The organism is Cricetibacter osteomyelitidis, from assembly GCF_004340985.1.
In the GTDB taxonomy this organism is placed as follows: domain Bacteria; phylum Pseudomonadota; class Gammaproteobacteria; order Enterobacterales; family Pasteurellaceae; genus Cricetibacter; species Cricetibacter osteomyelitidis.
Genome location: NZ_SLYB01000030.1, coordinates 1 through 24,831 on the forward strand (window position 1 = coordinate 1; position 24,831 = coordinate 24,831).

A 24,831-nucleotide genomic window follows, 5' to 3' on the forward strand; every position below is an offset into this window, starting at 1 on the left:
GAGAGACGGTATTTTTGAGCATAGGCATTTCCTTTTCGATAGACCTATTAGAGCAAACCTCTAGATGTATGTCTAGAGGTTTGTCAGCGGTCTGAGGGCGTAAGATACGCCCTTTTTTAATCTCCAAAACTCCAAGATAAATTAGAAATCAGGCGGCATTGATCGCATTTGAAATATATGAAATCAAATAGCGGTTTTTCTAATTTCCAGTCATTACCGCAGCTGGGACAACAGCGGTTTTGTTCCGCTTCCAAACTTTCACCGCCTACGCGGTATAAATAATAATATGTCGGCACACCGGATTCTTTTTCAATTTCAGCGGCTAAATAACGACCGTGTTTAGTTAAGTTGCCGTCAATGGATGAAATTTCATTGATTGCTTGTTGTTCCAGTACTGAACCGTTCATTTGCAGTTGGTCGCAAGCTTGCCAGTTTTCCTGCCATTTGATTACATCCATACTTAAGTGCGGTATGTTTTTTAGTTGTTTATATAACGGAATCGGCAGAAAATCATCGCCGCTATGAATAGGCGAGCAAGACTGTAAATAAGTGGTACAGAGTATTTGCCATTCAGGTTTATCCGTTTGACTGGTCGTATCCGAATTCAGGTCATCACCGAAGATTTCAATACTTTCTAAATAAATGCCCGCTTTTGCCGCATTTTCTAAAGCGTTATTCACTTCCACGTTATTCCATTCCGGTAACAGACTTTTCGGTTCGGGACAAGTTGCCCGCACCATAAAACCGGTTCGTTCCCCTTTTTCGGCATAAAATAACGGAATTTCCCGCCCGATAATTTGTCCGTTATAACGCCATTGATCAATTATCGGATTAATCACTTTTGACGCATCGGATAATTCATATTGTTCGGCAGTGAGACGAAAAAATACTTCTGCAAGATACATAATTTATCCTAAATGCGATAATTCGTTCACTGTATCAACAATAAATCGACCTTGCGATTCATCGGTATTTTGTACATAACGCACAATATTAATGGAAGTATTACGCAACGGTTCGCTTTTACCTTCTTGTCGGTGATCTTGCCAGCTGATACCGTTCATTAATGCAATAAGCACTCGCAAGGTATGTCCATGAGAGACGATTAAAATATTGCTGCCGGATTGGCTGATTTTGATAATATCTTGAATTGCTTTCATTGAGCGTTCCGCCAATTCGCCGAAGGTTTCACCGCCATTGCTGGCTTTATATTCCGCCGGATTTTCCTGCATTACGGTAAATTCCTCAAGTTTACGCAATTCGCTGATATCTGCGCCTTCCCAAGTACCGAAAAAGTGTTCGTTTAGGCCTTGATGCTGAAACAGAGGAATATCTCGCTCACCAATAATATAACCGGCAGTATCAATTGTGCGTTGTAAGCAACTGGAAAAAGCCATTGAAAAATCTACCGCACTTAATGCTTTGCCGGTAGCTTTTGCACCTAAAATACCTTGTTCTGTCAGAGGCGAATCCCCCATACCCTGTAATAGACCCGCATCATTCCACTGTGTGCGGCCGTGTCGGATCAGATAAAACGTTAATTCTTTTTTCATTTATATTCCTTAAAAGTTAGAGTAGTGGACTAAACAAGAAAAATAATTTTTCTAAGACTCTTGAAAAGACGGATCTTGCTTTCCATTGATTGTAGTCTAATTGTGATGAAGTTTGCAGATAAGTTTCGTACAAAATAGCGATTTCATTAGCAAAACTGCGATCTTCCACCACTATTGTTACTTCAAAATTCAGCATAAAACTTCGCATATCCATGTTTACCGTACCCACCAACGCTAAACGATTATCAATTAATACACTTTTAGTGTGCAGTAAACCGTTTTCAAATTGATAAATTTTCACACCGGCAGCCAGTAAATCATCAAAAAAAGTTCGGCTTGCCCAATCAACCATCAAAGAATCGTTTTTCTTTGGTAAAATCAAGGATACGTCCACGCCACGTAATGCCGCAATGCGTAATGCTTCGGCAATATTGTGACTTGGTACGAAATACGGTGACGTAATCATAATACTTTTGCGGGCAGAGAAAATCGCAATGGCCAAAGACTGAGCCATTAAATCATCGGGAAAACCGGGGCCGGTAGCCAGCACTTGCACGGAATGTGAATTATCTTTTTCAATTGGCAGCAAAGGGCAGGTGGGTAAAGCAATGGGTAATTCCTTATGTGTTTCGATTTCCCAATCCCAAGCATGCAAACCGTTTAAAATTGATGAAACAGGGCCGTTGACCCGCACCATCATATCCACCCATTTTCCTACGGCAGCATCTTGTTTGAAAAAGGCCGGATCTACCATATTCATACTACCGGTATAGCTGATTTGATTATCGATCACAATAATTTTGCGGTGTTGACGCAAATCAATACGACGCAAGAACATCCGAAATAAATTCACATGCAAGGCTTCGGCAATTTCAATACCGGCAGCTTTCATTTTTTGATAGCTGGGGCTATTAAAAAATTGATGACTGCCTACGGAATCCAGCAGAATATTCACATTCACCTTGCGTTTACGGGCATTTAATAAGGCTTGAGTGACCTCATTCACCAAACCACCGTCTTGCCAAATATAAAATACCATATTGATTTGATATTCCGCTTGGTGAATATCATCAATAATGCTTCGCATAATGGATTGCGGTGTACTGAGAATATGCAATTCATTGCCGGAAACACGGGGGATTCCTAAACGTTTTTGAGCTAAATCGAAAATCGGTTTGTAATATAAGGTATTATTAACACTGTGATCTTTTTCGCTTTCCGCCACCGTATTAAACCATTGCAAATATTTCGGGCTGCGTTCTTTAAAGGCTAAGGCTCGTCGGCTACCTAAATTAATTTCACCAAAAATAAAATAAGCCAGAATTCCCACAATCGGTACTAAATAAATAATCATCAGCCAGGACAACGTGGCGGAAACCGATTGTTTTTTGATGATCAACCGCAAGGTCACGGACACAATTAACGCCCACATCACCAAAGGAATCACATACGCTAAGATTTGCTCAATTTCTAAATTCATATTATGCTAACCGTCCACAATAACAGATCACAATATTAACTATGCGACCCATTGAAATAGTCTATAAACACCAGGATTTTATCATAATTGACAAGCCTTGCGGTATTTCTGTGCATAAAGATGACAGGGAAATAGGTTTGACCACACAGGTTGCTTGGCAATTAGGCGTTGAAAAGCTGTGGTTGGTGCATCGTTTGGATAAAATTACATCAGGCTTATTGATTTTTGCTTTAAATGAACAAAGTGCGGTGAGTTTTGGAAGGATATTTTAAATTTTGACGAAATTTGACCGCACTTTTGAGTGAACAGGCTACAATTCTAAATAAAACGTGATTTTTTAATCAGTTAGTATTATCATAAAGAAATTTTCTTTTATCGGCATAAAAACAGAGGAACAGAGGAAAGGTATGCAAAACCTAAAAGATATTATTGAGAAAGCGAAAGCGGCAATTGACCAAATTCAGGATAAGAATTTGGCGGCATTAGATGAAATTCGTGTGGAATATTTTGGCAAAAAAGGGCATTTTACCGGTTTAATGCAAGGCTTGCGTGACGTGGCGGCAGAAGAACGTCCGAAAATCGGTGCCTTGATTAATGAAGCTAAACAAGAAGTGCAAGATCTATGGAATGCAAAAAAAGCAGAGTGGGAAAAAGCCGAACTTGATGCTCAATTAGCGAAAGAAAAAATTGATGTGACTTTGCCGGGGCGTCGCGTGGATATCGGCGGTTTGCACCCCGTTAATATCACAATCCGTCGTGTGACAAAATTTTTCTCAGATTTAGGTTTTACCGTGGAAGCCGGTCCTGAAGTGGAAAGCGATTATTATAACTTCGATGCCTTGAATATTCCTAAACATCACCCTGCTCGTGCAGATCACGATACTTTCTGGTTCAATCCGGAATTATTGTTGCGTACTCAAACATCCGGTGTGCAAATCCGTACTATGGAGAAAAAACAGCCGCCAATCCGTATTATGGCACCAGGTCGCGTGTATCGTAACGACTACGACCAAACTCACTCACCGATGTTTCACCAAATCGAATTATTGTATGTGGATAAAAAAGCCAACTTTACGGAATTAAAAGGCTTGCTACACGATTTCTTACGAGCTTATTTTGAAGAAGATCTGGAAGTGCGTTTCCGTCCGTCTTATTTCCCGTTCACCGAACCTTCGGCGGAAGTGGATGTGAAAGGTAAAAACGGCAAGTGGTTAGAAATTTTAGGCTGTGGTATGGTGCATCCGAATGTGTTGCGTAATGTGGGTATCGATCCGGATGAATATTCCGGCTTTGCGGTGGGAATGGGAGTTGAGCGTTTAACGATGCTACGCTACAACGTCACAGATTTACGTGCATTCTTTGAGAACGATCTACGTTTCTTAAAACAATTCAAATAATGTGTAACGATTAAAGATAATTTTAAAGGGATAATATAAATGAAATTCAGTGAATTATGGGTGCGTGAATGGGTGAATCCGGCAATTTCCACCGAGCAATTAAGCGAACAAATTACCATGCTTGGTTTGGAAGTGGACGGCATTGAAAAAGTTGCCGGAGATTTCAACGGTGTGGTTGTGGGCGAAGTAGTGGAATGTGCTCAACATCCCGATGCCGATAAATTACGTGTGACCAAGGTCAATGTAGGTGGTGAGCGCTTATTAGATATCGTATGCGGTGCACCGAATTGCCGTCAAGGATTAAAAGTAGCTTGTGCCATGGAAGGGGCTATATTGCCGGGTGATTTCAAAATCAAGAAAACCAAATTACGCGGTCAACCATCGGAAGGGATGTTGTGTTCATTCAGCGAATTGGGTATTTCTGAAGATCATAGCGGTATCATCGAATTACCGGCTAATGCACCAATCGGTCAGGATTTGCGGGAATATTTGCAATTAAACGACAATGCCATTGAAATCAGCTTAACGCCAAATCGTGCGGATTGTTTAAGTATTGCCGGGATTGCCCGTGAAATAGGAGTATTAAACCAACTCCCTGTTGTCGAACCTTATGCTACCGCTGAAGTCAAATCGACGATTTCCGATAAAATCAATATTCAATTACAAGCACCGGAAGCTTGTCCGCGTTATTTATTACGCAGTGTGAAAAATGTGAATGTGAAAGCGGTATCGCCGATGTGGTTAAAAGAAAAATTACGTCGTTGCGGTATTCGTTCTATCGATCCGGTAGTGGATATTACCAACTATATTTTATTGGAATTAGGTCAACCGATGCACGCTTTTGATGCGGCGAAAGTGACGCAGCCGATGCAAGTGCGTATGGCAACAGACGGTGAAGAATTAACGCTCCTCGACGGCACAACCGCAAAATTACAATCCAATACTTTAGTGATTGCAGATGCCAAAGGCGCTTTAGCAATGGCTGGGATTTTCGGTGGTGAAGCCAGTGGTGTAAGCGGTGAAACTAAAGATGTTATTTTAGAAGCGGCATTTTTTGCTCCGTTAGCAATTACCGGCCGTGCACGTCAATACGGTTTACATACCGATTCATCTCATCGTTTTGAACGCGGTGTGGATTATCAGCTGCAATATCACGCAATGGAACGTGCGACTACATTGTTATTAGAAATATGCGGCGGTGAAGCGGGTGAGATTTGTGAAGCGGTAAGTAATGAACATTTACCAAAAGCAAAACAAGTCAAGTTACGTCGTCATAAATTGGATGAGTTATTAGGTCACTATATTGAAACGGAAACCGTGACGGATATTTTAAGCCGTTTAGGTTTAAAGCCGACTTATGCAAATGATGTATGGAGCGTGACATCACCAAGCTGGCGTTTCGATATTGAAATCGAAGAAGATTTAATTGAAGAAGTTGCTCGAATCTACGGTTACAATAGTATTCCGAATAATGCTCCATTGGCACACCTGCAAATGAATTATTACAGCGAACGTGTAGTAGAACTAACGAATTTTGTATCAGGTTTGGTATCGGCAGGTTATCACGAAGTTGTGACTTATAGTTTTGTGGATCCGAAAATCCAAAACTTGCTGCACCCGAATCAACCGGCTTTGGTTTTACCAAACCCGATTTCATCGGAAATGTCGGTTATGCGTGTTTCGTTATTAACGGGCTTGCTCAACACTGTGGTGTATAACCAAAACCGTCAGCAAAACCGAATTCGTTTATTTGAAAGCGGCTTGCGTTTTATTCCGGATGTCAACGCTGAGTTCGGTGTACGCCAAGAAATGGTACTAGGCGGTGTTATTACAGGTAATCGCACCAATGAACATTGGGCTGTGAAAGCAGAATGTGTGGATTTCTTTGATTTGAAAGGTGATTTAGAAAATATCCTATCGTTAACCGGGTCAGACAATGGATTTACATTAGTGGCAAAAGAATTTTCCGCATTGCATCCGGGACAATCGGCAGCAATTATGTTTGGTGACAAAGAAATCGGTTTTATCGGCACGATTCATCCGAGTATCAGTAAACAATTGGGTATTAACGGCAAAGCCGTAGTATTTGAAGTGTTAATTGATGCAATTTCTAGTCGTGATATTGTTCAGGCGAAAGAAATTTCTAAATTTCCGGCAAACCGTCGTGATTTAGCTATCGTTGTTGCAAATGATATTGCTGCCAGTGATGTGCTAAATGTTTGTCGCGAAGTGGGCGGTGAAAAGCTCACCCAAGCAAATTTATTTGATGTATATCAAGGTTCTGGGGTAGCAGAAGGGCATAAGAGTCTGGCGATCAGCTTAATTATTCAAGATAATGAAAAAACACTTGAAGAAGAAGATATAAATGCGGTAATCTCTACTGTATTGAATGAATTAAAACAACGTTTTCAGGCCTATTTGAGAGATTGATATTATGACTACATTAACAAAAGTCGAAATCGCAGATAACCTTATTGAAAAATTTGGTTTGAATAAAAAAGATGCGAAGCAACTGGTGGAAACTTTTTTTGAGGAAATTCGTATTGCTCTTGAAAGCGGTAATGATGTGAAATTATCTGGTTTTGGTAATTTTGAATTGCGTGATAAAGCATCTCGTCCGGGACGTAATCCGAAAACCGGCGAAAGTGTGCCGGTTTCCGCTCGTCGCGTTGTGGTTTTCAAACCCGGTCAAAAACTTCGTGCCAGAGTAGAGAAAGCAAAATTCAAAGAATAAGTATTCTCTTTTGGTTGAACAAAATAATAAAACTATCTATGCAAATTTGCGTAGATAGTTTTGTCGTATATGAAAATAAATCATAGATGCAATAAACATGGAACAGCGATGAAATTCATTAAAAAATTTCTTATTTTAACCGCACTTTCTACGTTGGTGGCTTGTTCATCAAATAATGACAGTTATCGAACGAACTCTATTAATTACCGTGGTTCATTAGATGATCCTATTATGACAATTGCGTTATTAAGCGAACAGCAATATGAATGGGCAGGAACACCTTATCAATTAGGCGGACAAAGCCGTTCCGGCATTGATTGTTCCGGTTTTGTGCAAAAAACTTTGTTTGATCGTTTTGGTGTAAAAGTGCCGCGAACTACCCGAGATCAGGCAAATCACGGGCACAAAATCAGTAAATCTGATATACAAACCGGTGATTTGGTGTTTTTCAAAACCGGTCGCGGACCAAACGGTTACCATGTAGGTATTTTTTGGAAAGATGATTTATTTATCCACGCATCCACCAAAGGTGGTGTGATCTATTCATCACTCAATAGTCCGTATTGGTCAAAGACCTATTGGCAAACCAGACGAATTTAGTTTAGAAATATTAAAAAAGAGCGGTTAAAAACCTAAAAATTTTTAACTGCTCTTTTAATTATTTATTTGATTTTAATCCCGTTTACGACTTAATAGCCACCAAGTTATCACTAAAAAAATGGCACTTGGGATCAACGCACCGATGATAGGTTCAATGTTATATAGCTTAGTGATACGACCGAACACTTCATTAGTGACGTAAAAAGCAAAACCAAAACATACACCGGTAACAATTCTCGCTCCGGCGGTAACGCTGCGTAACGGGCCGAAAATAAAGGAAATCGCCAATAGCATCATAACTGTTACCGAAATCGGTTGGAACAGCTTTTGCCAAAAGGTGAACTCAAATCCGCGAGCATCTTGACCGGTTTCTTTTAAGAATCCCACATAACTTGATAGACCACTAATTGATAGAGACGTTGGTTTCAATGAAACAATACCCAGCTTATCAGGTGTTAAACTGGTCTGCCACGCTTGATTCAAATGGTTAATTGTTGTAATTTCATCATTGCCGATTTTTGATTCGTTAAGTTGGTTAAGCGTCCATTTATTATTGTTGCTATCATAAACCGCCCGATTAGCATGAGAAACTTTTTGCAGATTGCGTTGACTATCAAAGCTATAAATATATACATTTCGCAATTCTGAATTCTCGGTGATTCGGTTGATGTAGATAAAATCATTACCGTCTTTTGCCCAGATACCATTTTTCACAGAAAGCAAAGAGCCGCCGGAAATAGCTTTAGAACGCATATCGCGGGCAAATTGCTCGGTTTGCGGGATCCCCCATTCACCAAGGGCCATCACCAAAATAACTAATGGCAGTGCGGTTTTCAGCACGGCTACACCGATTTTGAAACGAGAGAACCCAGAAGCTTGCATGACGACTAATTCACTACGACCGGCTAAATTACCTAACGCAATTAATGCGCCAAGCAATGCGGCAATAGGAAAGAATGTTTCAATATCTTTGGGAATTGTTAATACCGTATAGAGAATAGCTTGCAAGCTGTCATAAGACCCTTTACCCACACTACGAAATTGTTCCACGAATTTTATAATGGCGGATAATCCTACTAACGTAAATAATGTAACAAAAATCGTCCCTAAAATATTTTTACCGATATAGCGGTCCAAGGTATTCATTAACATTATTAAGCTCCTTTGACTGCATTTTTATTAAAAGAATGGCGTAAACGATACATCCATTCCGTATTCCAGCTATTTAAGAGTATAGCGAGCATTAAAAATCCGATGTTTACGATTGGCATAAAAATTGAGGCATCCAATTTACTTGCGACACCGGCCGATTTTAGCGAGCTTTGCAATAGGAAATAGATTAAATAGAGTAAAAGTGCGGGTAAAATTTTGGCAAATCTGCCTTGACGCGGATTTACTTTGCTTAACGGTACGGCCAGCAATGCCATTAACGGCACGGCAAAAATTAAGGTTAGACGCCAATGCCATTCAGCTTTTGCCGGGAGAGAATTATTTTTCATCAATTCATCAATGCTTAAACCGGCTGTTTTATCGCTTACCGCATTCACTGCCTGATAGCCTAAATAAGCTTGATATTGCTCGAAATCCGTAATACGAAAATCCGGTAATGAAGCACTGCCTTCCACTCGCTGGCTATTATTTAAGGTGAGAATTTGATCACCGTTCGGTAAAGCTTGTAATTCTCCGTTCTCCGCAACAACAACGGAAGGTTTCACATTACCTTTTTGTTTTGTTTGAAAAAGATACACATTTTTAAGTTCATTTTTGCTGATATTATTGATAAATAACACAAATTCACCGCTATTGGATGTCATGAATTGCCCTTCGCTCAATGCCGACATCCGCGGATTCGCCTTGGCATCTTCCAATAATTGAACTTGGCGATCGATCGCCCATGGAGAAAGCCAGAATGCGTTATAAGCCGCCATCCCACCTGTAATTAAAGAAAGTCCTAATACCACTTTAATTAAAATACGTGAACCGACACCGCAAGCCTGCATGACGGTAATTTCACTCTCCGCATATAAACGCCCGATAGTCAATAATACCGCTATAAATAGGCAAAGTGGCAACATTAATTGAGCCATTGCAGGCATACCTAATCCAAGGAGAGAAAAAACCAAATCTGCCGGTACATTTCCGTTTGCAGCCGAACCCAGCACTCGCACTAATTGTTGGCAGAAAAAGATAAGAAGCAGGATAAATAAAATCGCCACTTGGCTTTTAAATACTTCTTTTGTTAAATATTTTGTCAGAATCACGTTATTTGCCTATGTTTTTCTTGCTTTTTGTTTAAAATCTTTATTAAATAACGAGTAATAATAACATTTCAAAACAAGGATGAAAAATGAAATTCGATGTAGAGCAGTATTTTATTGATGAAAAAACCGATTGTTTGGTAGTTGGTATCTATGAAAATGGTGAATTCACGAATGCAGCAAAACAGTTAAATCAATTTACCGACGGTATTTTAGATGATTTATTTGAGCGTAAAGATATCACTGGTAAAGTGGGGGAAGCGTTTTTATTATCTTATGTTCCAACTTTACTTGCCGAGCGTATTTTACTTGTCGGTTGCGGCAAAAAAGGAGAAGCATTAACAGAACGCCAGTATAAACAATGTATCACAAAAATGATTCAAGTCTTAAAAGATACCGGCAGCCACGACTGCTTATGTTTCTTAGCCGAAGTCCCATTAAAAAATCGCGATACTTATTGGAATGTTCGTTTTGCCATAGAAGCCATTGCGACGGATTTATATCGTTTTGAGCAATTTAAGAGCAAAAAGAATGAGACAACGTCACAATTGCAACAAATCAGATTCACTCAGCCGGATATTGCTGCACTAGAAACATTGCAACAGGCGATTAAAGACGGACAAGCCATTGCTCTTGGTATTGAAACGACAAAAAATATTGCCAATTGCCCGCCGAATGTATGTACCCCGGCTTATTTGGCTGAACAAGCGAAAGCATTAGCTTTGACATATTCATTCATTAATACGGAAATTATTGATGAAGCTCAAATGGCAGAGTTAGGCATGAATGCGTATCTTGCTGTATCACAGGGTTCAAAAAACGAAGCGTTTTTATCTTTGATTGAATATAAAAATCACCCGAATCCCGATGCGAACCCGATTGTATTAGTCGGAAAGGGATTAACTTTTGATGCGGGCGGTATTTCGTTAAAACCATCGGATAGCATGGATGAAATGAAGTATGATATGTGTGGTGCGGCGACGGTTTATGGTGTAATGAAAGCCGTAGCAGAATTACAATTGCCGCTAAATATTATTGGTGTGCTGGCCGGTTGTGAAAATTTACCGGATGGAAATGCGTATCGTCCGGGCGATATTCTTACTACGATGAATGGATTAACCGTGGAAGTATTGAATACTGACGCGGAAGGTCGATTAGTGCTTTGTGATACCTTAACTTACGTAGAGCGATTCAATCCCGATTGTGTTATTGATGTGGCAACTTTGACCGGGGCTTGCGTCGTGGCATTAGGTCAACATAACAGTGGATTGATTTCGCCGAATGACAAATTGGCACAGGCGTTGCTTGAAGCGGCGACACAAGCTAATGATAAAGCTTGGCAGCTTCCGTTAAGTGAAGAATATCAAGAGCAATTAAAATCTAATTTCGCAGATTTGGCAAACATCGGCGGACGTTGGGGTGGTGCGATTACTGCAGGTGCTTTTTTATCTAACTTTACTAAGAAGTATCCATGGGCTCATTTGGATATAGCGGGCACAGCGTGGTTACAAGGAGCAAATAAAGGAGCAACAGGCCGCCCGGTTGCATTGCTAGTTCAGTTCTTACTAAATCAAGTTGAAAGATAGGTTGAATTAAGATGCCGGCTGAAAAATTGACTTTAAAACGATTGATTCAAATTGTAATCATGCTTGTTATTTTATTGACGGCATTTTTCTATAAGACCTTTGAACATAAGACTGAGCAATCAACACAGCAAGAAGAAAAAAGTGCGGTCATTTCTGACCGCATTTTTTCGTGATTAATAACTTAGTATCCGATTATTTTTTACTTGGTTTAATTGCAAGTAAATTACAACTTAATTTGTTGATAACGTGTTCCGCAGTATTTCCTAAAAATGCTGCTGATAAGCCGGTACGTCCGATAGTACCTAGAATAACTAATTCTGCACCAATTTCTTCCGCTACGCTTGGAATAACTTCTTCCGGAAAACCTTCGATAACATGCGTGTGATCTTCATCAATAAAGAATTGTTGACGTAATGCTTTCATATTGATCAAGTGCTGGCCTCGAATACTATTAGAATATTCACCAACGTTAAATTCCGGCAAATCAATCGCAACATTGAGTGGAGCCGGTGGATAAGCACTGACCAAATGAATGTTCCCGCGTTCAAAGTTTTGTGCAAGAGTCATACCGATAGAAACTAATTCTTTATTAAAAACTTCATGATGCTCTTCATCACTCGATACATTCACAGCCACTAAAATACGACGCTGATGTTTCCAGTCCCCATCGCGTACCATCAATATTGGGGCAGGGCATTTACGTAGTAATTGCCAATCCATCGGAGTGAAAATCAAAGAGGTTAGGCTTTCTTCTTCTTTTGTGTATTTCACCACTAAATCATAATTATTTTTAGCTATTTCTTCAGTGATCGCATCAGCTTCATTGCTGTTCCAAACCACGATTGAATTAAACTCAATCATAGGATCGGCATATTTATCTAAATAATAACGAATAGAAGCTTGGCGTTGATGAATAATGCTTTCGTGCATTTCGTCCCGTTCTTCGGAAGAAAGCATGGCACTCATTTCATAAGATAAATCGTAGACAGGCAAAAAAGTAGTGATTTTTACAGGTTCAGGATATTTTTGTTCTTTAACCAAACGTACCGCACGTGCTAATCCATATTGTTTTTCAATTTCCGGATTAAGAACCACAAAAATATTTTTGAAATTCATAACAACCTCCTTGAGTTAAGATTTGTTGTTCATAGCATAGGGTATCTTTTATTGAACTACAAGCAAAAAATGAAGGTGTAATCTGATTTGATTACACTTTCATGATAAGAATATTTAGCCAAACATTTTTAATTTTTGTTTGGCCGAACCGGAAAGCTCAATTAATTCAGACATATTATTAATGGTAATATACTTACCTTGTACGGTAAGTAACCCGATTTTTTGGAAGCGTCCCAATAAGCGGCTAATTGTTTCAACGGTTAATCCAAGATAGTTTCCAATATCACCGCGTGTCATTGTTAAACGAAATTCTCGGGCAGAGAAGCCACGAGTGGAGTAACGTGTTGATAAATTTAAGATAAATGCGGCTAAACGTTCTTCAGCATTCATTTTGGAAAGTAACAAAATCATTTCTTGATCATTTTTAATTTCATTACTCATCAGACGAATCATTTGTTGACGAAGTTTTGGCATTTTTCCTGCCAAATCATCCAATATATCGAAAGGAATTTCACAAACCATCGCAGTTTCCAGTGCCTGTGCAAAACTAGGGTGCGACATATGAGCGATAGCATCGAAACCGACTAAATCACCGGGAAGGTGGAAAGAGGTAATTTGTTCTTCACCATTTTCACTGATGGTATAAGATTTTATCGTTCCGGAGCGGATAGCATATAAGGAAGTGAGCGGATCACCAGCTTTAAATACAACCTGTGATTTTTGAATTGGTTTTTTTCGTTCAATAATATTATCTAACTGATCAAGCTCATGTTCATTTAAGGTAAAAGGAATACAAAGCTGACTGATACTACAGTCTTGACAATGAATAGCACAACCGCCAGATTGAATACGACGACCAATTTTAGGTTCTTTGGTTAAAATTTCCATTTAATCCCCATTAAATGCTAATAAATCATAATTATTTTGATCTAACTCAAAGAATTTTAGCATTATTCTTAATTTTTGACTATATAAGAATTATGGAAATTTCAGCTTAATGGCAGAATCGCTAATCTCATTAACTAACTTGTAGTTGTTTATTTGACAGCACTTTTCGTTTTATTTTTAGTATGTTGCCGTTGATGGATATCTAAATTCTGGAACTACTTTTGTAGGAGTTTCTAAAAATATTTAAAAATAAATTTTTCGACTTTTTTCAAATTTGTGATCAAAATCTCATTGTGTGTATTGACTTCTTGATTTTCCTTCATAAAATGAGAATTCTTCTTATTTCTTATAGTTACCAACTATATTTACTAAGAAACAATGATGCAAAAAACACCTATTGCCTTGTGCATTTCTTCTTTTCTATTTTTAAATTCAATAAGTTATGCAGAGCCTAAACCTAAAGAAGATCAGTTGGAAATGATTTCTGTGGTGGACAGTGCCGCGCCGCCGCCGGCGGGGACGGCGGTGTTGTTGGCGGAGGATATTGCCCGTAAGCCGCAGCGTAACGGCAATATCACCGAGTTGTTGAAAAACAATCCGGCGGTGCAGTTTAGCGGCACGACCAATAGCGCCACGCAAGCCGGTGAGATTGTGCCGGATTTGGTCAGTTTTCACGGCGAGCCTTATTACAACAATAGCTATTTGATTGATGGGCTTTCCAATAATGATATGCTCAATCCGGGCTCCAGCAACGGCGGCTTTAAATCGGCGGAGGATTTTACCGAGCCGACCTCAATGTATATTGCGCCCGGTTCGCCGGAGTCTTTTTATATTAATAGTTCACTGTTAAAAAATGTGACGGTTTATGACAGTAATGCGCCGGCGAAATATTCGCGTTTTACCGGCGGTGTGATTGATGCGGAAATTCAGGATCCGCAAACGGAGCGTGCCAGCGGCGCCATCAGTTATCGTACCACGCGCGACAGTTGGACAAAATTTCAATTAAATGATGAAGAAGCGGCGGAGTTTGAAACCGCTTATGCGGAAAGCGATGTGCAGCCGCAATTTACCAAGCATATTTTTGATTTTCATTTGAATCAGCCCCTTAGCGAGAAAGCCGGTATTTTATTTGCCTACAACCGCACCCAATCCAAAATGCCGGAATATCATCAAGGCTTGAATCGTTGGGAAAAAGAACGTCGCTTGGCGGAAACCTTTTTACTGAAAGGCAGCTATCAACTTAATGAACAGCATAAATTAACCGCCACAGCATTATATTCGCCGCATGAAAATGTGTATTTCCGTGACAATACCAAAAACGGGCGCTATGTGAGCGAAGGCGGCGGCTGGCGTTTTAATCTGGAATCCCAATATAAAGCGGATTGGGGACGGGTGAAAACAGGGCTTGCCTATCAATATAACCGCAACAAAATCAGCTATGATGCCGGCGCGGATTTTTATAACTGGGTGGGCAACGCCCTCTTTCCAAAAGCCTCGACGGACTGGTGTACGACCTTTGCGCCGAATGGTCGTTGTTTATACAAGCGTGAAGGCGGTTTAGGCGAGCTTTCCTCGCAAATGAAAACCTGGACGTTGAAGCAGGATTATGAGTTAAACAGCCTTAATCTTGGCGCAAGCGAGCATAAATTGGCTTTCGGCTGGCAGGTGGATTTGGCGCAGGCACGCTCCGAACGCCCGACAGCGAACCGCTATATGTCCGCAGTGTTACGCAACGGCTCGCAATCCATCGCCCCGAATTACAACAGCTTATTCGGTAATGTGGCGCCGGATTGTGTGGACTGCCTGCCAAATGAGCAATTCCAGAATCGAATGGCGTATTATCCGGCATTCCGCGCCAAGGCGACCGTGAATAACTACAATGCCTATTTCTCCGATGAAATGGAATGGGGGCGCTTCAGAGTAGTGCCAGGGGTGAATGTCAATTACGACAGCTTCCTGAAAAATCTTAATATTGCGCCACGTTTTGCCTTTAATATCAATGTATTAAACGACCATCGCTTTAATATTACCGGCGGCTATAACCGTTATTTTGCCGGCAATCTGTTAACCTATGCCTTGCGCGCCGGCATTCCGTGTAACCGTGAAATGCAGCGTTATGGCGACAAAAACGGCACAGGCGAATGGCAAAACGGCAATTGTATGCGCAATTCCCCGTCTTGGGATAATGCGAAAAACCTGAAAACGCCGTATAGCGACGAGTACAACCTTGGCTTTAATTACACTCTCGCTGCCCACACGCTCACCTTTAACTGGGTGCATCGCAAAAGCCAGCGCCAATTTACGCCAAGCACGGAGCGAAGCCGTACGCAAGAGCGAAAAACGATGACCAACGACGGCAGCGGTCAAACCAACACCTTTACCTTGGCGTTGCAAAATAATAAAACCCATCATTTGGGCTGGCTGGATTTGAATTACCGCCTCGGCGCGCGCTATCAAAAATGCCACACCAATTACCACGGCAACTATGAGGAAAGTTTAGTGTTTGATCCGGCGGCATATAATAACCGTTATTATTTGTTCGAGGGCAAACGCTATGGTTCGGTGAGTGAGTTGCCGCCGTTTAACTTTAATCAGCCTTGGGAGAGCTTCCTTGAGCTACAAACGGACATTCCGGCGTGGAATCTAAAATGGACCCATAGCCTCAATTACAAAACCGGCTATAAATCCTACACCCGTCACGATGTGGCGCTCTGTGCCAATTCCAGCCAACCGCAAGCCTGCGGCGATTATAGCGGCGCGGTGTATGATTACCGCCTGAAACGCTATTCCGCCAAGGCAACACTGGATTGGCATTTGCTATGGACATTGCCGATTCACAACGAGCAAAAATTGGAAATCAATTTAGATGTGCTTAATGTGTTTAACAGCCGCGTGGCAAGTGTAAGCCCAAGTTCGGCATATTTAGGCGGAACGGAAAGCCAAAGCACGGTGAGCTATGAATTGGGGCGCCAATTCTGGTTGGGCGTGGCTTATCGTTGGTAATAGGTTAAAAGTGCGGTTGGATTTTGGTTAGTTTTGATAAATACAAAAACTTCCCGAAATTTGACCGCACTTTTCCACAATCTCACTTTCTCTATGTTGTTTAAAAGGAAAAACTATGCGTTTTTTGTTTTCTTTTTTTATGTTATGCGCAATGTCATCGGCATCAGTATTGGCATTGGCGGCTTCTTCAAATTCCACCCAATCCCATTCCAATCCGACACCGGTGCAGGGCGAGCTGGAAAACGGTTTACGTTATACCATTGTGCCGTTGCACAGCCAGCCGAATCGGGTTGATGTGTTAATGCGTGTGTATGCCGGTGCGGTTGATGAAACGCCGGCGCAAAGCGGTGGGGCGCATATGGTGGAGCATATGGCGTTCCGTGCCTCACAAGCCTATCCACAAGGGATAATGCCTTATTTGCACCAACAAGGCTGGCTGCGCGGCAAAAACTACAACGCCTTCACCAATCAGGAAAACACCACCTATATTTATATGCCGCCGCAGGGCTTTGGCTTGGAACGCTCGTTAGAAATCGTCAGACAAATGTTATTTAAGGCAGAAATCACACAGGCGGATTTGGACGACGAGCGCAAAATCGTGCTGGAAGAATGGCGCTCGCGTGACAGCGCCAAGCGGCGGCTTTATGAACAGCGCCAATCTTCTTTCCGTGCCGGATCCCGCTATGAAAACCGCGCGGTGATCGGCTCGCAGCAAAGCATTCAAACAATGCCGGCGACGGAATTACAACGTTATTACCAAACTTGGTATGTGCCGAATAATATGCAACTATTGCTGGTAGGGGATATTGAGGTAAAAAACGCCGAAAAATTGATCCGCACTTTTTTTGCCGACCTGCCGCGCAAAGCCTTACCGCCACGCGATAAGGGCTATTATGAGCCGGCATTACAAACCGGAATCCGCACCGACCGCTTAAGCGATCCGCAAAATAACAACAGCCAAGTCGCCTATTTATGGCGTTTTGACGATCAGGCGGCGCAGGCGCAAACGCCGCAAGGCTTTGAACAACGCTTGCTTGACGGCGTGGCGTTAAATCTGATTAATCAACGCTTCCGTGAAGATAAAAAAAATCTGCCGTCTTATCTCACTGCCATCAGCGCACGTAAAATTGCCGTGGGCAAAACCACCTCGGCATTGATTTTTTCCGCCAATGTGGAAAAACAATCCCATCATCAAGGGGCGCAACACCTGCTGAATGAAGCCGCGCGCCTATTGGCATATCCAATCACGGAAACGGAGCTGCAAAAGCAAAAAGCCAAAATCAAGGCGCAGGTGCAAAATGACAAAGAAATGCAAAATAATTTCACCTTTGAGGATTGGGTGCAACATATGATCAGCACCCTGCTTAACGACAAGGCATATTATACCCAAGAGGAAATTGAGCAAATGACATTGCAAGGCTTGCGCCAAATTTCCTTGCAACAGGTCAATGCACGGATTCAATCTTGGCTGCAAGCCGATGATCAGATTCTGCAATATATGCCGCCGTTGGAAATCGCAGTGCCGACCATTTCGCCGGCGCAAGTGGTGCAATGGCGTGACAAGGCGCAGCATACCCAATTCAGCGCGCCGCCGGGAATGAACAATCAGCCAATGCAGCTGGCGCCGCTCAATACCACGGGCAAGATCATCAAAGAGCAACGTTTTCCACAGCAGCATACCGTGCGTTGGACCTTATCCAACGGTGATGTGGTGGTTTGGTCGAAATCCCCGATAGCCAAAAGCAAAACCTATTTTGTAGCGCAAAACCAAGCCGGCTCCAACGCCGCCACATTGCACGATTGGCAGGGCAAACTGGCAATTCAGGCAATCGCCGCCAATGCACCGCAGGATTGGAGTGCCAACCAAATGCTGGAATGGAAAGAAACCCATTCGCTCCCACTGGTAATTCGCCAAAGTTTTGACAGATTAACCATTTTAAGCACGGTGGAAAACGATAAATTTGCCGATTTATTGCGCTTTTATTATGCTCAACAACGAGAAACCGGCATTAAAGAAGAACTGGATAAAATCAAAACCGAGCGCATTCGTGCCCTTGAACTGCAACAGGATTCCCCCGATTATCGGCGCAATCTGGCGTGGGAGCAATTTGTCTATGGGCGCGCCATCAATCCGCAACCAAGCATTGATGAGGTGAAAAACATCGACGCAGCCACCCTTGCCCAACAATGGCAGGCAATGACCAATGCGCCGACCACCTTCTTTCTTCTAAATAATCTGGAAGAAACGCAAGTGCGCCAAGTGGTACAACAAAATCTTGCCGCCATCGAACGCCCACAGCCTGTCACCACCGCGCCGTTAATGGTTGCCGAAGGCAGTGGTGAAGCGCATTTTGCCCTGAATAACGAACCGAAAGATAACGTGTATATTTCGTGGTTCAGCCCTTATCAATGGCAGGAAAAAGATGCCTTGGCAACGGACTTATTAAGCAGCATTGCTTCGGAAAAATTGAGCCAAAAACTGCGTGATGAAACCCTCGGCATTTACAGCAAACGTTTCAAAACCCGTTTACAGCCGGAGGCAAACCGCGTACAAACCACGCTCACGTTCTCGGCGGATCCGCAAATGACCGAAAAACTCATTGCAATGGCGCAACAAGTGCTGACCGATTTGCCGCAAAGCATTACGCAGGAAGAACTGACAACCGCCAAAAATTATTTCGATCAAACGCTGGAACAACAAAAAAGCTCGCCGGATGCGTGGCTGGAACGCCTGATCTACAGCGAAAACCAATTCCACGACCCACGTTATCTCACAGATCTTAAACCACTGGCGGACAGCATCACCCTTGCGGACATCAAAAAAATGGCAACCCAAGTGTACAACCTGAAAAACCAAAGGGTATTTATTACCGAAGCAAAAGGGAAAAGAGAAGGGGAGTACTAAAAATGAACCGCACTTTGCGTGCTAAAGTAAAAGTGCGGTCAAAAAATTAAACATTTCTGACTGCACTTTCAGTTTTTTATTTGACTATTCTGTTGCGCCAAATCCACGCAATCCAACCACATGAACGTGTTCTTGGTTTCCTGCGATTTTACGCACCAGTTTATAAGTTGTGCCTTTTTCCGGGCTGATGTTTTCCGGTGCGGCGATAAGTAGCTGCATATCCAACCGTTCGCACAATTCAAACAAAGTGGAAATGGATTTGCCGTCCAAACGGGCTGCTTCATCCAAGAATAACAAGCGGCACGGTACGATGTCTTTACCGCGGATACGACGGCTTTCTTCTTCCCAGCTTTGCACCACCATTAATAGGATGGACATACCCGTACCGATGGCTTCACCGGTGGATAACGCACCGCTTTCCGCACGCAGCCAACCGTCTGCACCACGATATACTTCCACTTCCAAATCCAAATAATTGCGGTAATCCAACAATTCTTCACCGATGGTTTGGGCGGTACGTTGTCCCATATCAATATGCGGATTCAAGCGTTGATACAGCTTCGCAATAGCTTCTGAGAAGGTCATTCGGTTATCGGTGAACAAGTCTTGATATTCGTCCTGATGACCGGAAAGTGCATCCAACAACATTGCGTGAGTATCGCGGATATTCACAACCAAGCGCACGGATTTTACCTGACCGAAAGAAATATTCTGCAAACCTTGGTTGAGCAGGCGGATGCGGTTTTGCTCGCGTTGAATGGTTTTGCGCATAATATTCGCTACACTTTCAGAGCTGATGGCCAATTTTTGTTCGCGGCCGGTGAGTTCATCTGTTAAGCGGGACAACTCAATTTCCATTTGCTCAATAGCATCAATCGGATCATCGGTTTTGATAATATCCTGACGGATACGTTCACGCAGATGTTGATACACCGCAATAAAGAACCGAACTTTGTTTTCCGGTTTACGACTATCTTCCGACAAACGCAAGGCATCACGCAAATATTCGTTATCCGCCACCGCATTACGCAACGCCCCTAAGGCTTTATCGGACATTGAACGCAATTCGTCTGCTGAAAGATAGGCAAATTCGCGGCGATTTAAGCGTTTTTCCACATCGCTATTGCGAGATAAACGCAACACCACACACCAACTGACTTTCGCCGCTACCACTAATTCTCGGTTGGTTTTATAATCCCGTTCCGCTTTGCGGATACGGCGGGTTAAGTTTTCGCTTTCGCTTTCAATTAAGGTCAGTTGTTTTTCAACAAAACTGCGGCGTTGACGGTTAGTTGAAAGCTGTTGATGCAATTCGTCACGACGGTTTCTGGCACGCTGTTCCGCCCCTTCATCCGCACGTACACCCAACTCGCCGATTTCTTGAATCAGTTCGTTCAACATTTGATTTTTCGCATCAAATCTGCTGCGTAATCCAATTAAGATTTGATTGGATTGCGTGAAGTGAGATTGTTTTTGACGCAACATTTCACGTTGTTGCTCACGTTGTTGTTGTATTCGATCCAACTTTGTCCGCAACTGTTCGTTTAATTCCGACGTTTCCGATTTGACTGCATCTTCATAGCTGAAATGGGCTTTACGCTGTACCACATCTGCCAAGGTAAATAAGCGTTGTTGTGCTTGTTTTTGCATTTCAACGGTTTGTTGATAGTCGGCTTTTAAGTGTTCATAGTTTTCCGGATCGTTTTGCAATGTATTTGCAATCGGTTCTAATTGTGACAACGTCGCACCGTATTGGTGGATATACATTTCATCCTGTTCTGCCGTATCTAACTGTTCGCGGCACTCATCAATACGGTCTTGCAAACTGTCATCCGCCAATAATACCAACTGCGGAAGCAATTTATTCAACGACTGCATTTTTTCTTTGGCGTTGTCTAAACGTAGGCGTAATTGCTGTTCCGTGGTGCTCAAGCGATTAAGTTCACGTTCGATTTCCGTCCGTTCTGCCTGCACTTCACGCATAGTTTGTTCTGGGTTAGGCTGGAACGCTAAAGCTAAATGCAAGCCCACAAATTGGCTGAATTGTTGATGCAAACGTTGGCATTTTTGTACGTCAAATGCACGGCTGGCGTACTGTTCTGCCACTTCTTCCCGTTCTGCTTCCAATTCTGTCAAACGCTTTTCACGTGCCGCATTACCAAATAACGGCACTTCGGGGAATTTGGAATAACGTAATTCTCGTTCAGACACTTGCACCACCACGCCCAATTCTAATTCCTGAGCGGAAAGTACGCTGTCGTCAAAGGCCGCAGGATCACCTTCAATTAAATATAAATCGTCCGGACAATCCTCCAAATCATTTAATTGTTCCCGTACCGCATTGAGATCACGCACCACAATGGCGTGGCGGGCCGGGCCGTATAAGGCAGAAAAATACGGAGCATCTTCAATAGGCACATCATCATAAAGTTCCGACAGCAACACACCGCCGAAACGTTCTGCCAATACATTTAAACGGGCATCTTCCGAACCGTCAGGCTGACTTAAACGGGAAATTTGTTCATCTAATTGCTGGCGTTTATGTTCTAACTGATCCCGCTGAATGGTGAATTCACGCTCTTTCACTAATTGTGACTGCATAAAATTCATTACATCCTGGCTGTCTGCAAAAGTTTCACCGCTTTGTTCCTGCAAACGTTCTAATGCTGTTTGAGCCGTCAGCCAGGCCGGTGCTTTTTGAGCTTGTTCGTTATAAAGTGCGGTGAGATTTTCCCGTTTTTGGCGTAATGCAGAACGTTTTTCCAACTGCTCGGAAAGCTCTGCGGATAAATCTTCCACTAGGGCTTCTTGCTCGGCATGATACTCTTCCAATTCATCGGCACTGGATAAATTTAATTCCGCACGCTGATTGAAATGTTGCAATAATTTGACCGCACTTTGTTGCTGTGCATAGCGCTGTTCCAATTCGTGCAATTTCGCCCGTAATTGTGGAGTTTGCTGTGCTTGTACCCGTTGGTTAGGATATTCACGCAATAATTCTTTTGCAGTTTCAAAGGCTGTGGAACGAGGTATTTCACCTGCGATTTTGCACACTAACTGATAGGCTTTATCGAATTGGGATTTTGCCGCTTCGGAAATAGACATTTTTTGTTCCATTTCCAGCACTTTGTCAGTTAATGCATCTGCTTGAGCCTCAAATTCTTCGTAATAGGCATTAATATTTTTTGTGCTGAGATCCGCTAATCCGCACAATACTTTTGCTTTTTCCAATGCTTGAATGGCTTGTTGATATTGCAATGCACGGGTTTGTTGAGCATCTAACGCCTGTTGATAGTCTGCTAATTGGGCACGCAATTGGTCGATTTCCTGTTCGGTCTGATCGAATTGCACTTGTGCTTCATCCAACTGTTCGCTCGCAGTTTCAACAACGACTTTTTGCTCTTCCAATTTTTCTGTCAATTCATTGACATCTTCTTGGTAAGTGGTAATTTTTTCCTGATGGCGTAAAGCATTCAGCACTAAATTCAAATGATCCACCGCACTTTGGTGATCCACTTCCAGCGCTTTTTCATTTTCTGCCAATTCATTAGCTTCACGGCTTAAATCCACCAAACGATGTTGGGATAAATTCTGCTCTGAACGAGCGGCATACCATTCTTTACGCAATGCCAGGGCGTTTTGAATATTGCCTAAACGTTCGTTGGCGTTACGCATATAATCCGCTGCCACATAACTAGTGGATTCCGTAATTAAGTGTTTGAATAAATCGCGATCGGATTGAGTGACTTTAATGGCTTCCAATGTCATACGGTTTTCACGCAAAGCGGATTCCATATCTTGGAATGCTTTACGCACGCCTAAGTTTTCCGGCAATAAATAATCACGCAATGAGCGGGTAATGGCACTGGAAATACCGCCGTATAAAGACGCTTCAATGAGTTTATAGAATTTGCTGCGATCAGATGACGAACGCAAACGTTTCGGAATAATTCCTAAATCAAACATCATACTGTGATAATCAGTAATGGAATGATATTGTTTGAATTGTGCCCCTAAAACATCAATTTTATCTTTCAATTCCGTTAAACTCAGCACGCGGGCTTGGCGTTCATTTAAGGTTTCAGTGAAAAGTGCGGTAGGATTTACCGATAATTCAACGCCTTGCAATGAGAAGGTTTTGATGTCCACTTTTTTATCGCGACCGGCCACTTGTTGCAGACGTACTCCCACTAAGATCCGTTGATGGCGGGAATTAACCGCATCTAACACGGCATAACACACGCCCGGGCGTAATTTACCGTGCAAGCCTTTATCGCGAGAACCGCTGGTTGCCCCGGCTTCGGTCGTATTGCGGAAATGCAATAAGGTCAAATCCGGAATCAAGGCAGTGACAAAACCGGCCATTGTAGTGGATTTTCCCGCTCCGTTACCGCCAGACAACGTGGTGACTAATTCATCTAAATCAAAAGTACGGGCAAAGAAACCATTCCAATTGATTAAGGTTAATGAGCGGAATTTTCCCCGTTCGACTTGTGGTTGAATAGCCGTATTATGTGACGTTGTGACAGGAACATCAATTTCATCCATTATTTCATTTTCCAGTTCTAAATCAGACATTATTCTTGTTCCTCATCATCTACTAAATCGTTGTCAATTTCATCATCACTTTCTGCTTGCTCAGCGACTTTCTCTAAATGTAGAGACTCCGGATTAGCCGCTTCTCCGTCACGAATCAAGCGTAATTGCGCTTCTCGCGGATCATCACCGGAACGCACTTCTGCACCAAAACGAAACACGGATTCAGAAATAGTGAATTTACCGCTGTTTGGCTCACCCACGGTATAAATCATGCCTAAACGGCGTAAACGGTTGATGGCCGACCGCACTTTTTCTGCCAATTTTTGTTTATCTAAGTCAGAACCGGACGAACGTTGATTCACGGCTTTTAATAACTTACCTTCATCGGCTAAATTCAATAATTCGTCATACACTTCTTGTGTGGTGAAAATGCCCTGTTGAGCTAAACGCTCCGGGCTTAAATATAAGTAACACAACACTTTGCCCACGAGCATTTCCAATTCCGATAACACCGAACGGGAAATCAATGTGGTGGCTTTCGGACGCAAATAGAAAAAGCCTTCCGGTGCTCGGATCAATTCCACATTATAACGACGGTAGAATGTGTCCAATTCATTTTGGAAATCCGCTAAAAACGTATAATTATCAATATGTTCTTGACTTATGTGACGACCTGAACGTAGTTGACTATCCACTGTTGGAAACAATGGATTGGCAATAGCAATGGCTAATTTTTGTGAAATTACTTCTGGTTGATTGTTGTCTGTCATTG

General features: G+C 42.3%; 16 protein-coding genes and 1 pseudogene. 8 read left to right on the plus strand and 9 right to left on the minus strand.

All coding sequences use genetic code 11. The annotated features are described in order from the left end of the window. Nucleotides 1-116 precede the first annotated feature (116 nt). From EDC44_RS10830 to cls, 3 genes are read right to left on the minus strand one after another with little or no spacing between them, the layout of a single operon-like run. Nucleotides 117-905 (minus strand): Zn-ribbon-containing protein, encoded by a 789-nt coding sequence (locus EDC44_RS10830; protein ID WP_131978736.1) that lies wholly within the window; start codon nt 903-905, stop codon nt 117-119. A 3-nt stretch (nt 906-908) separates the two neighbouring features. Then, nucleotides 909-1,553: a histidine phosphatase family protein gene (locus EDC44_RS10835; protein WP_131978739.1), complete on the minus strand. Its 645-nt coding sequence runs from the start codon at nt 1,551-1,553 to the stop codon at nt 909-911. Between the two features lie 16 nt (nt 1,554-1,569). Beyond that, nucleotides 1,570-3,033, minus strand: a complete 1,464-nt coding sequence (gene cls / locus EDC44_RS10840; protein ID WP_131978742.1) for a cardiolipin synthase — start codon at nt 3,031-3,033, stop codon at nt 1,570-1,572. A 41-nt stretch (nt 3,034-3,074) separates the two neighbouring features. Between cls and EDC44_RS10845 the strand changes: the two are divergent. From EDC44_RS10845 to EDC44_RS10865, 5 genes and pseudogenes are all read left to right on the plus strand, one after another. Beyond that, nucleotides 3,075-3,302, plus strand: a pseudogene (locus EDC44_RS10845) (pseudouridine synthase); the annotation flags it as partial. A gap of 138 nt (nt 3,303-3,440) precedes the next feature. Next, nucleotides 3,441-4,430 carry a phenylalanine--tRNA ligase subunit alpha gene (pheS, locus tag EDC44_RS10850; RefSeq protein WP_131978748.1) on the plus strand — a complete coding sequence of 330 codons (990 nt, stop codon included), beginning with the start codon at nt 3,441-3,443 and terminating at the stop codon, nt 4,428-4,430. A 39-nt stretch (nt 4,431-4,469) separates the two neighbouring features. Further along, nucleotides 4,470-6,860, plus strand: coding sequence for a phenylalanine--tRNA ligase subunit beta (pheT, locus tag EDC44_RS10855; RefSeq protein WP_131978751.1), 2,391 nt, complete (start codon nt 4,470-4,472; stop codon nt 6,858-6,860). 4 nt (nt 6,861-6,864) lie between these two features. Next, a complete protein-coding gene (locus EDC44_RS10860) occupies nt 6,865-7,164 on the plus strand; it encodes an integration host factor subunit alpha (RefSeq protein WP_131978754.1) in 300 nt (99 codons plus the stop codon). A 108-nt stretch (nt 7,165-7,272) separates the two neighbouring features. Continuing rightward, a complete protein-coding gene (locus EDC44_RS10865) occupies nt 7,273-7,764 on the plus strand; it encodes a C40 family peptidase (RefSeq protein ID WP_131978757.1) in 492 nt (163 codons plus the stop codon). A gap of 72 nt (nt 7,765-7,836) precedes the next feature. Here EDC44_RS10865 and lptG read toward each other — a convergent pair whose 3' ends face one another. Next, on the minus strand, nt 7,837-8,910 hold the full coding sequence (gene lptG, locus EDC44_RS10870) for an LPS export ABC transporter permease LptG (protein WP_131978799.1): 1,074 nt from the start codon (nt 8,908-8,910) through the stop codon (nt 7,837-7,839). Nucleotides 8,911-8,918: 8 nt separating this feature from the next. After that, on the minus strand, nt 8,919-10,025 hold the full coding sequence (gene lptF / locus EDC44_RS10875; protein ID WP_131978760.1) for an LPS export ABC transporter permease LptF: 1,107 nt from the start codon (nt 10,023-10,025) through the stop codon (nt 8,919-8,921). A gap of 86 nt (nt 10,026-10,111) precedes the next feature. Here lptF and EDC44_RS10880 point away from each other — a divergent pair, with 86 nt between their 5' ends. After that, a complete protein-coding gene (locus EDC44_RS10880; RefSeq protein WP_131978763.1) occupies nt 10,112-11,608 on the plus strand; it encodes a leucyl aminopeptidase in 1,497 nt (498 codons plus the stop codon). A 192-nt stretch (nt 11,609-11,800) separates the two neighbouring features. Here the strand turns inward: EDC44_RS10880 and uspE are convergent, their stop codons facing one another. Both uspE and EDC44_RS10890 read right to left on the minus strand, forming a co-directional pair. Then, nucleotides 11,801-12,724 carry a universal stress protein UspE gene (gene uspE, locus EDC44_RS10885; protein ID WP_131978766.1) on the minus strand — a complete coding sequence of 308 codons (924 nt, stop codon included), beginning with the start codon at nt 12,722-12,724 and terminating at the stop codon, nt 11,801-11,803. A gap of 114 nt (nt 12,725-12,838) precedes the next feature. Then, nucleotides 12,839-13,612 carry an FNR family transcription factor gene (locus EDC44_RS10890; protein WP_131978769.1) on the minus strand — a complete coding sequence of 258 codons (774 nt, stop codon included), beginning with the start codon at nt 13,610-13,612 and terminating at the stop codon, nt 12,839-12,841. Between the two features lie 381 nt (nt 13,613-13,993). On the opposite strand from EDC44_RS10890, the gene EDC44_RS10895 reads away from it, so the two are divergent. Both EDC44_RS10895 and EDC44_RS10900 read left to right on the plus strand, forming a co-directional pair. Next, nucleotides 13,994-16,615: a TonB-dependent receptor plug domain-containing protein gene (locus EDC44_RS10895; RefSeq protein ID WP_165870260.1), complete on the plus strand. Its 2,622-nt coding sequence runs from the start codon at nt 13,994-13,996 to the stop codon at nt 16,613-16,615. A gap of 115 nt (nt 16,616-16,730) precedes the next feature. Next, the gene (locus tag EDC44_RS10900; RefSeq protein WP_131978775.1) at nt 16,731-19,520 is read left to right on the plus strand and encodes a M16 family metallopeptidase; all 2,790 of its coding nucleotides are present in this window, start codon (nt 16,731-16,733) and stop codon (nt 19,518-19,520) included. An 84-nt stretch (nt 19,521-19,604) separates the two neighbouring features. Here the strand turns inward: EDC44_RS10900 and mukB are convergent, their stop codons facing one another. Beyond that, nucleotides 19,605-24,098, minus strand: coding sequence for a chromosome partition protein MukB (gene mukB, locus EDC44_RS10905; protein WP_131978778.1), 4,494 nt, complete (start codon nt 24,096-24,098; stop codon nt 19,605-19,607). Then, on the minus strand, nt 24,098-24,829 hold the full coding sequence (gene mukE / locus EDC44_RS10910) for a chromosome partition protein MukE (RefSeq protein ID WP_131978781.1): 732 nt from the start codon (nt 24,827-24,829) through the stop codon (nt 24,098-24,100). Before mukE ends, mukB begins: the two co-directional genes overlap by 1 nt. Nucleotides 24,830-24,831 lie beyond the last annotated feature (2 nt).

Bases quoted from the DNA above. Each gene is read 5' to 3' on its own strand.
- EDC44_RS10865 (WP_131978757.1), top strand. From the start codon at position 7,273: ATGAAATTCATTAAAAAATTTCTTATTTTAACCGCACTTTCTACGTTG.
- mukB (WP_131978778.1), bottom strand. From the start codon at position 24,098: ATGTCTGATTTAGAACTGGAAAATGAAATAATGGATGAAATTGATGTT.
- pheT (WP_131978751.1), top strand. From the start codon at position 4,470: ATGAAATTCAGTGAATTATGGGTGCGTGAATGGGTGAATCCGGCAATT.
- EDC44_RS10900 (WP_131978775.1), top strand. From the start codon at position 16,731: ATGCGTTTTTTGTTTTCTTTTTTTATGTTATGCGCAATGTCATCGGCA.
- mukE (WP_131978781.1), bottom strand. From the start codon at position 24,829: ATGACAGACAACAATCAACCAGAAGTAATTTCACAAAAATTAGCCATT.
- EDC44_RS10860 (WP_131978754.1), top strand. From the start codon at position 6,865: ATGACTACATTAACAAAAGTCGAAATCGCAGATAACCTTATTGAAAAA.
- uspE (WP_131978766.1), bottom strand. From the start codon at position 12,724: ATGAATTTCAAAAATATTTTTGTGGTTCTTAATCCGGAAATTGAAAAA.
- EDC44_RS10890 (WP_131978769.1), bottom strand. From the start codon at position 13,612: ATGGAAATTTTAACCAAAGAACCTAAAATTGGTCGTCGTATTCAATCT.
- pheS (WP_131978748.1), top strand. From the start codon at position 3,441: ATGCAAAACCTAAAAGATATTATTGAGAAAGCGAAAGCGGCAATTGAC.
- EDC44_RS10835 (WP_131978739.1), bottom strand. From the start codon at position 1,553: ATGAAAAAAGAATTAACGTTTTATCTGATCCGACACGGCCGCACACAG.
- EDC44_RS10895 (WP_165870260.1), top strand. From the start codon at position 13,994: ATGCAAAAAACACCTATTGCCTTGTGCATTTCTTCTTTTCTATTTTTA.
- EDC44_RS10830 (WP_131978736.1), bottom strand. From the start codon at position 905: ATGTATCTTGCAGAAGTATTTTTTCGTCTCACTGCCGAACAATATGAA.
- cls (WP_131978742.1), bottom strand. From the start codon at position 3,033: ATGAATTTAGAAATTGAGCAAATCTTAGCGTATGTGATTCCTTTGGTG.
- EDC44_RS10880 (WP_131978763.1), top strand. From the start codon at position 10,112: ATGAAATTCGATGTAGAGCAGTATTTTATTGATGAAAAAACCGATTGT.
- lptG (WP_131978799.1), bottom strand. From the start codon at position 8,910: ATGAATACCTTGGACCGCTATATCGGTAAAAATATTTTAGGGACGATT.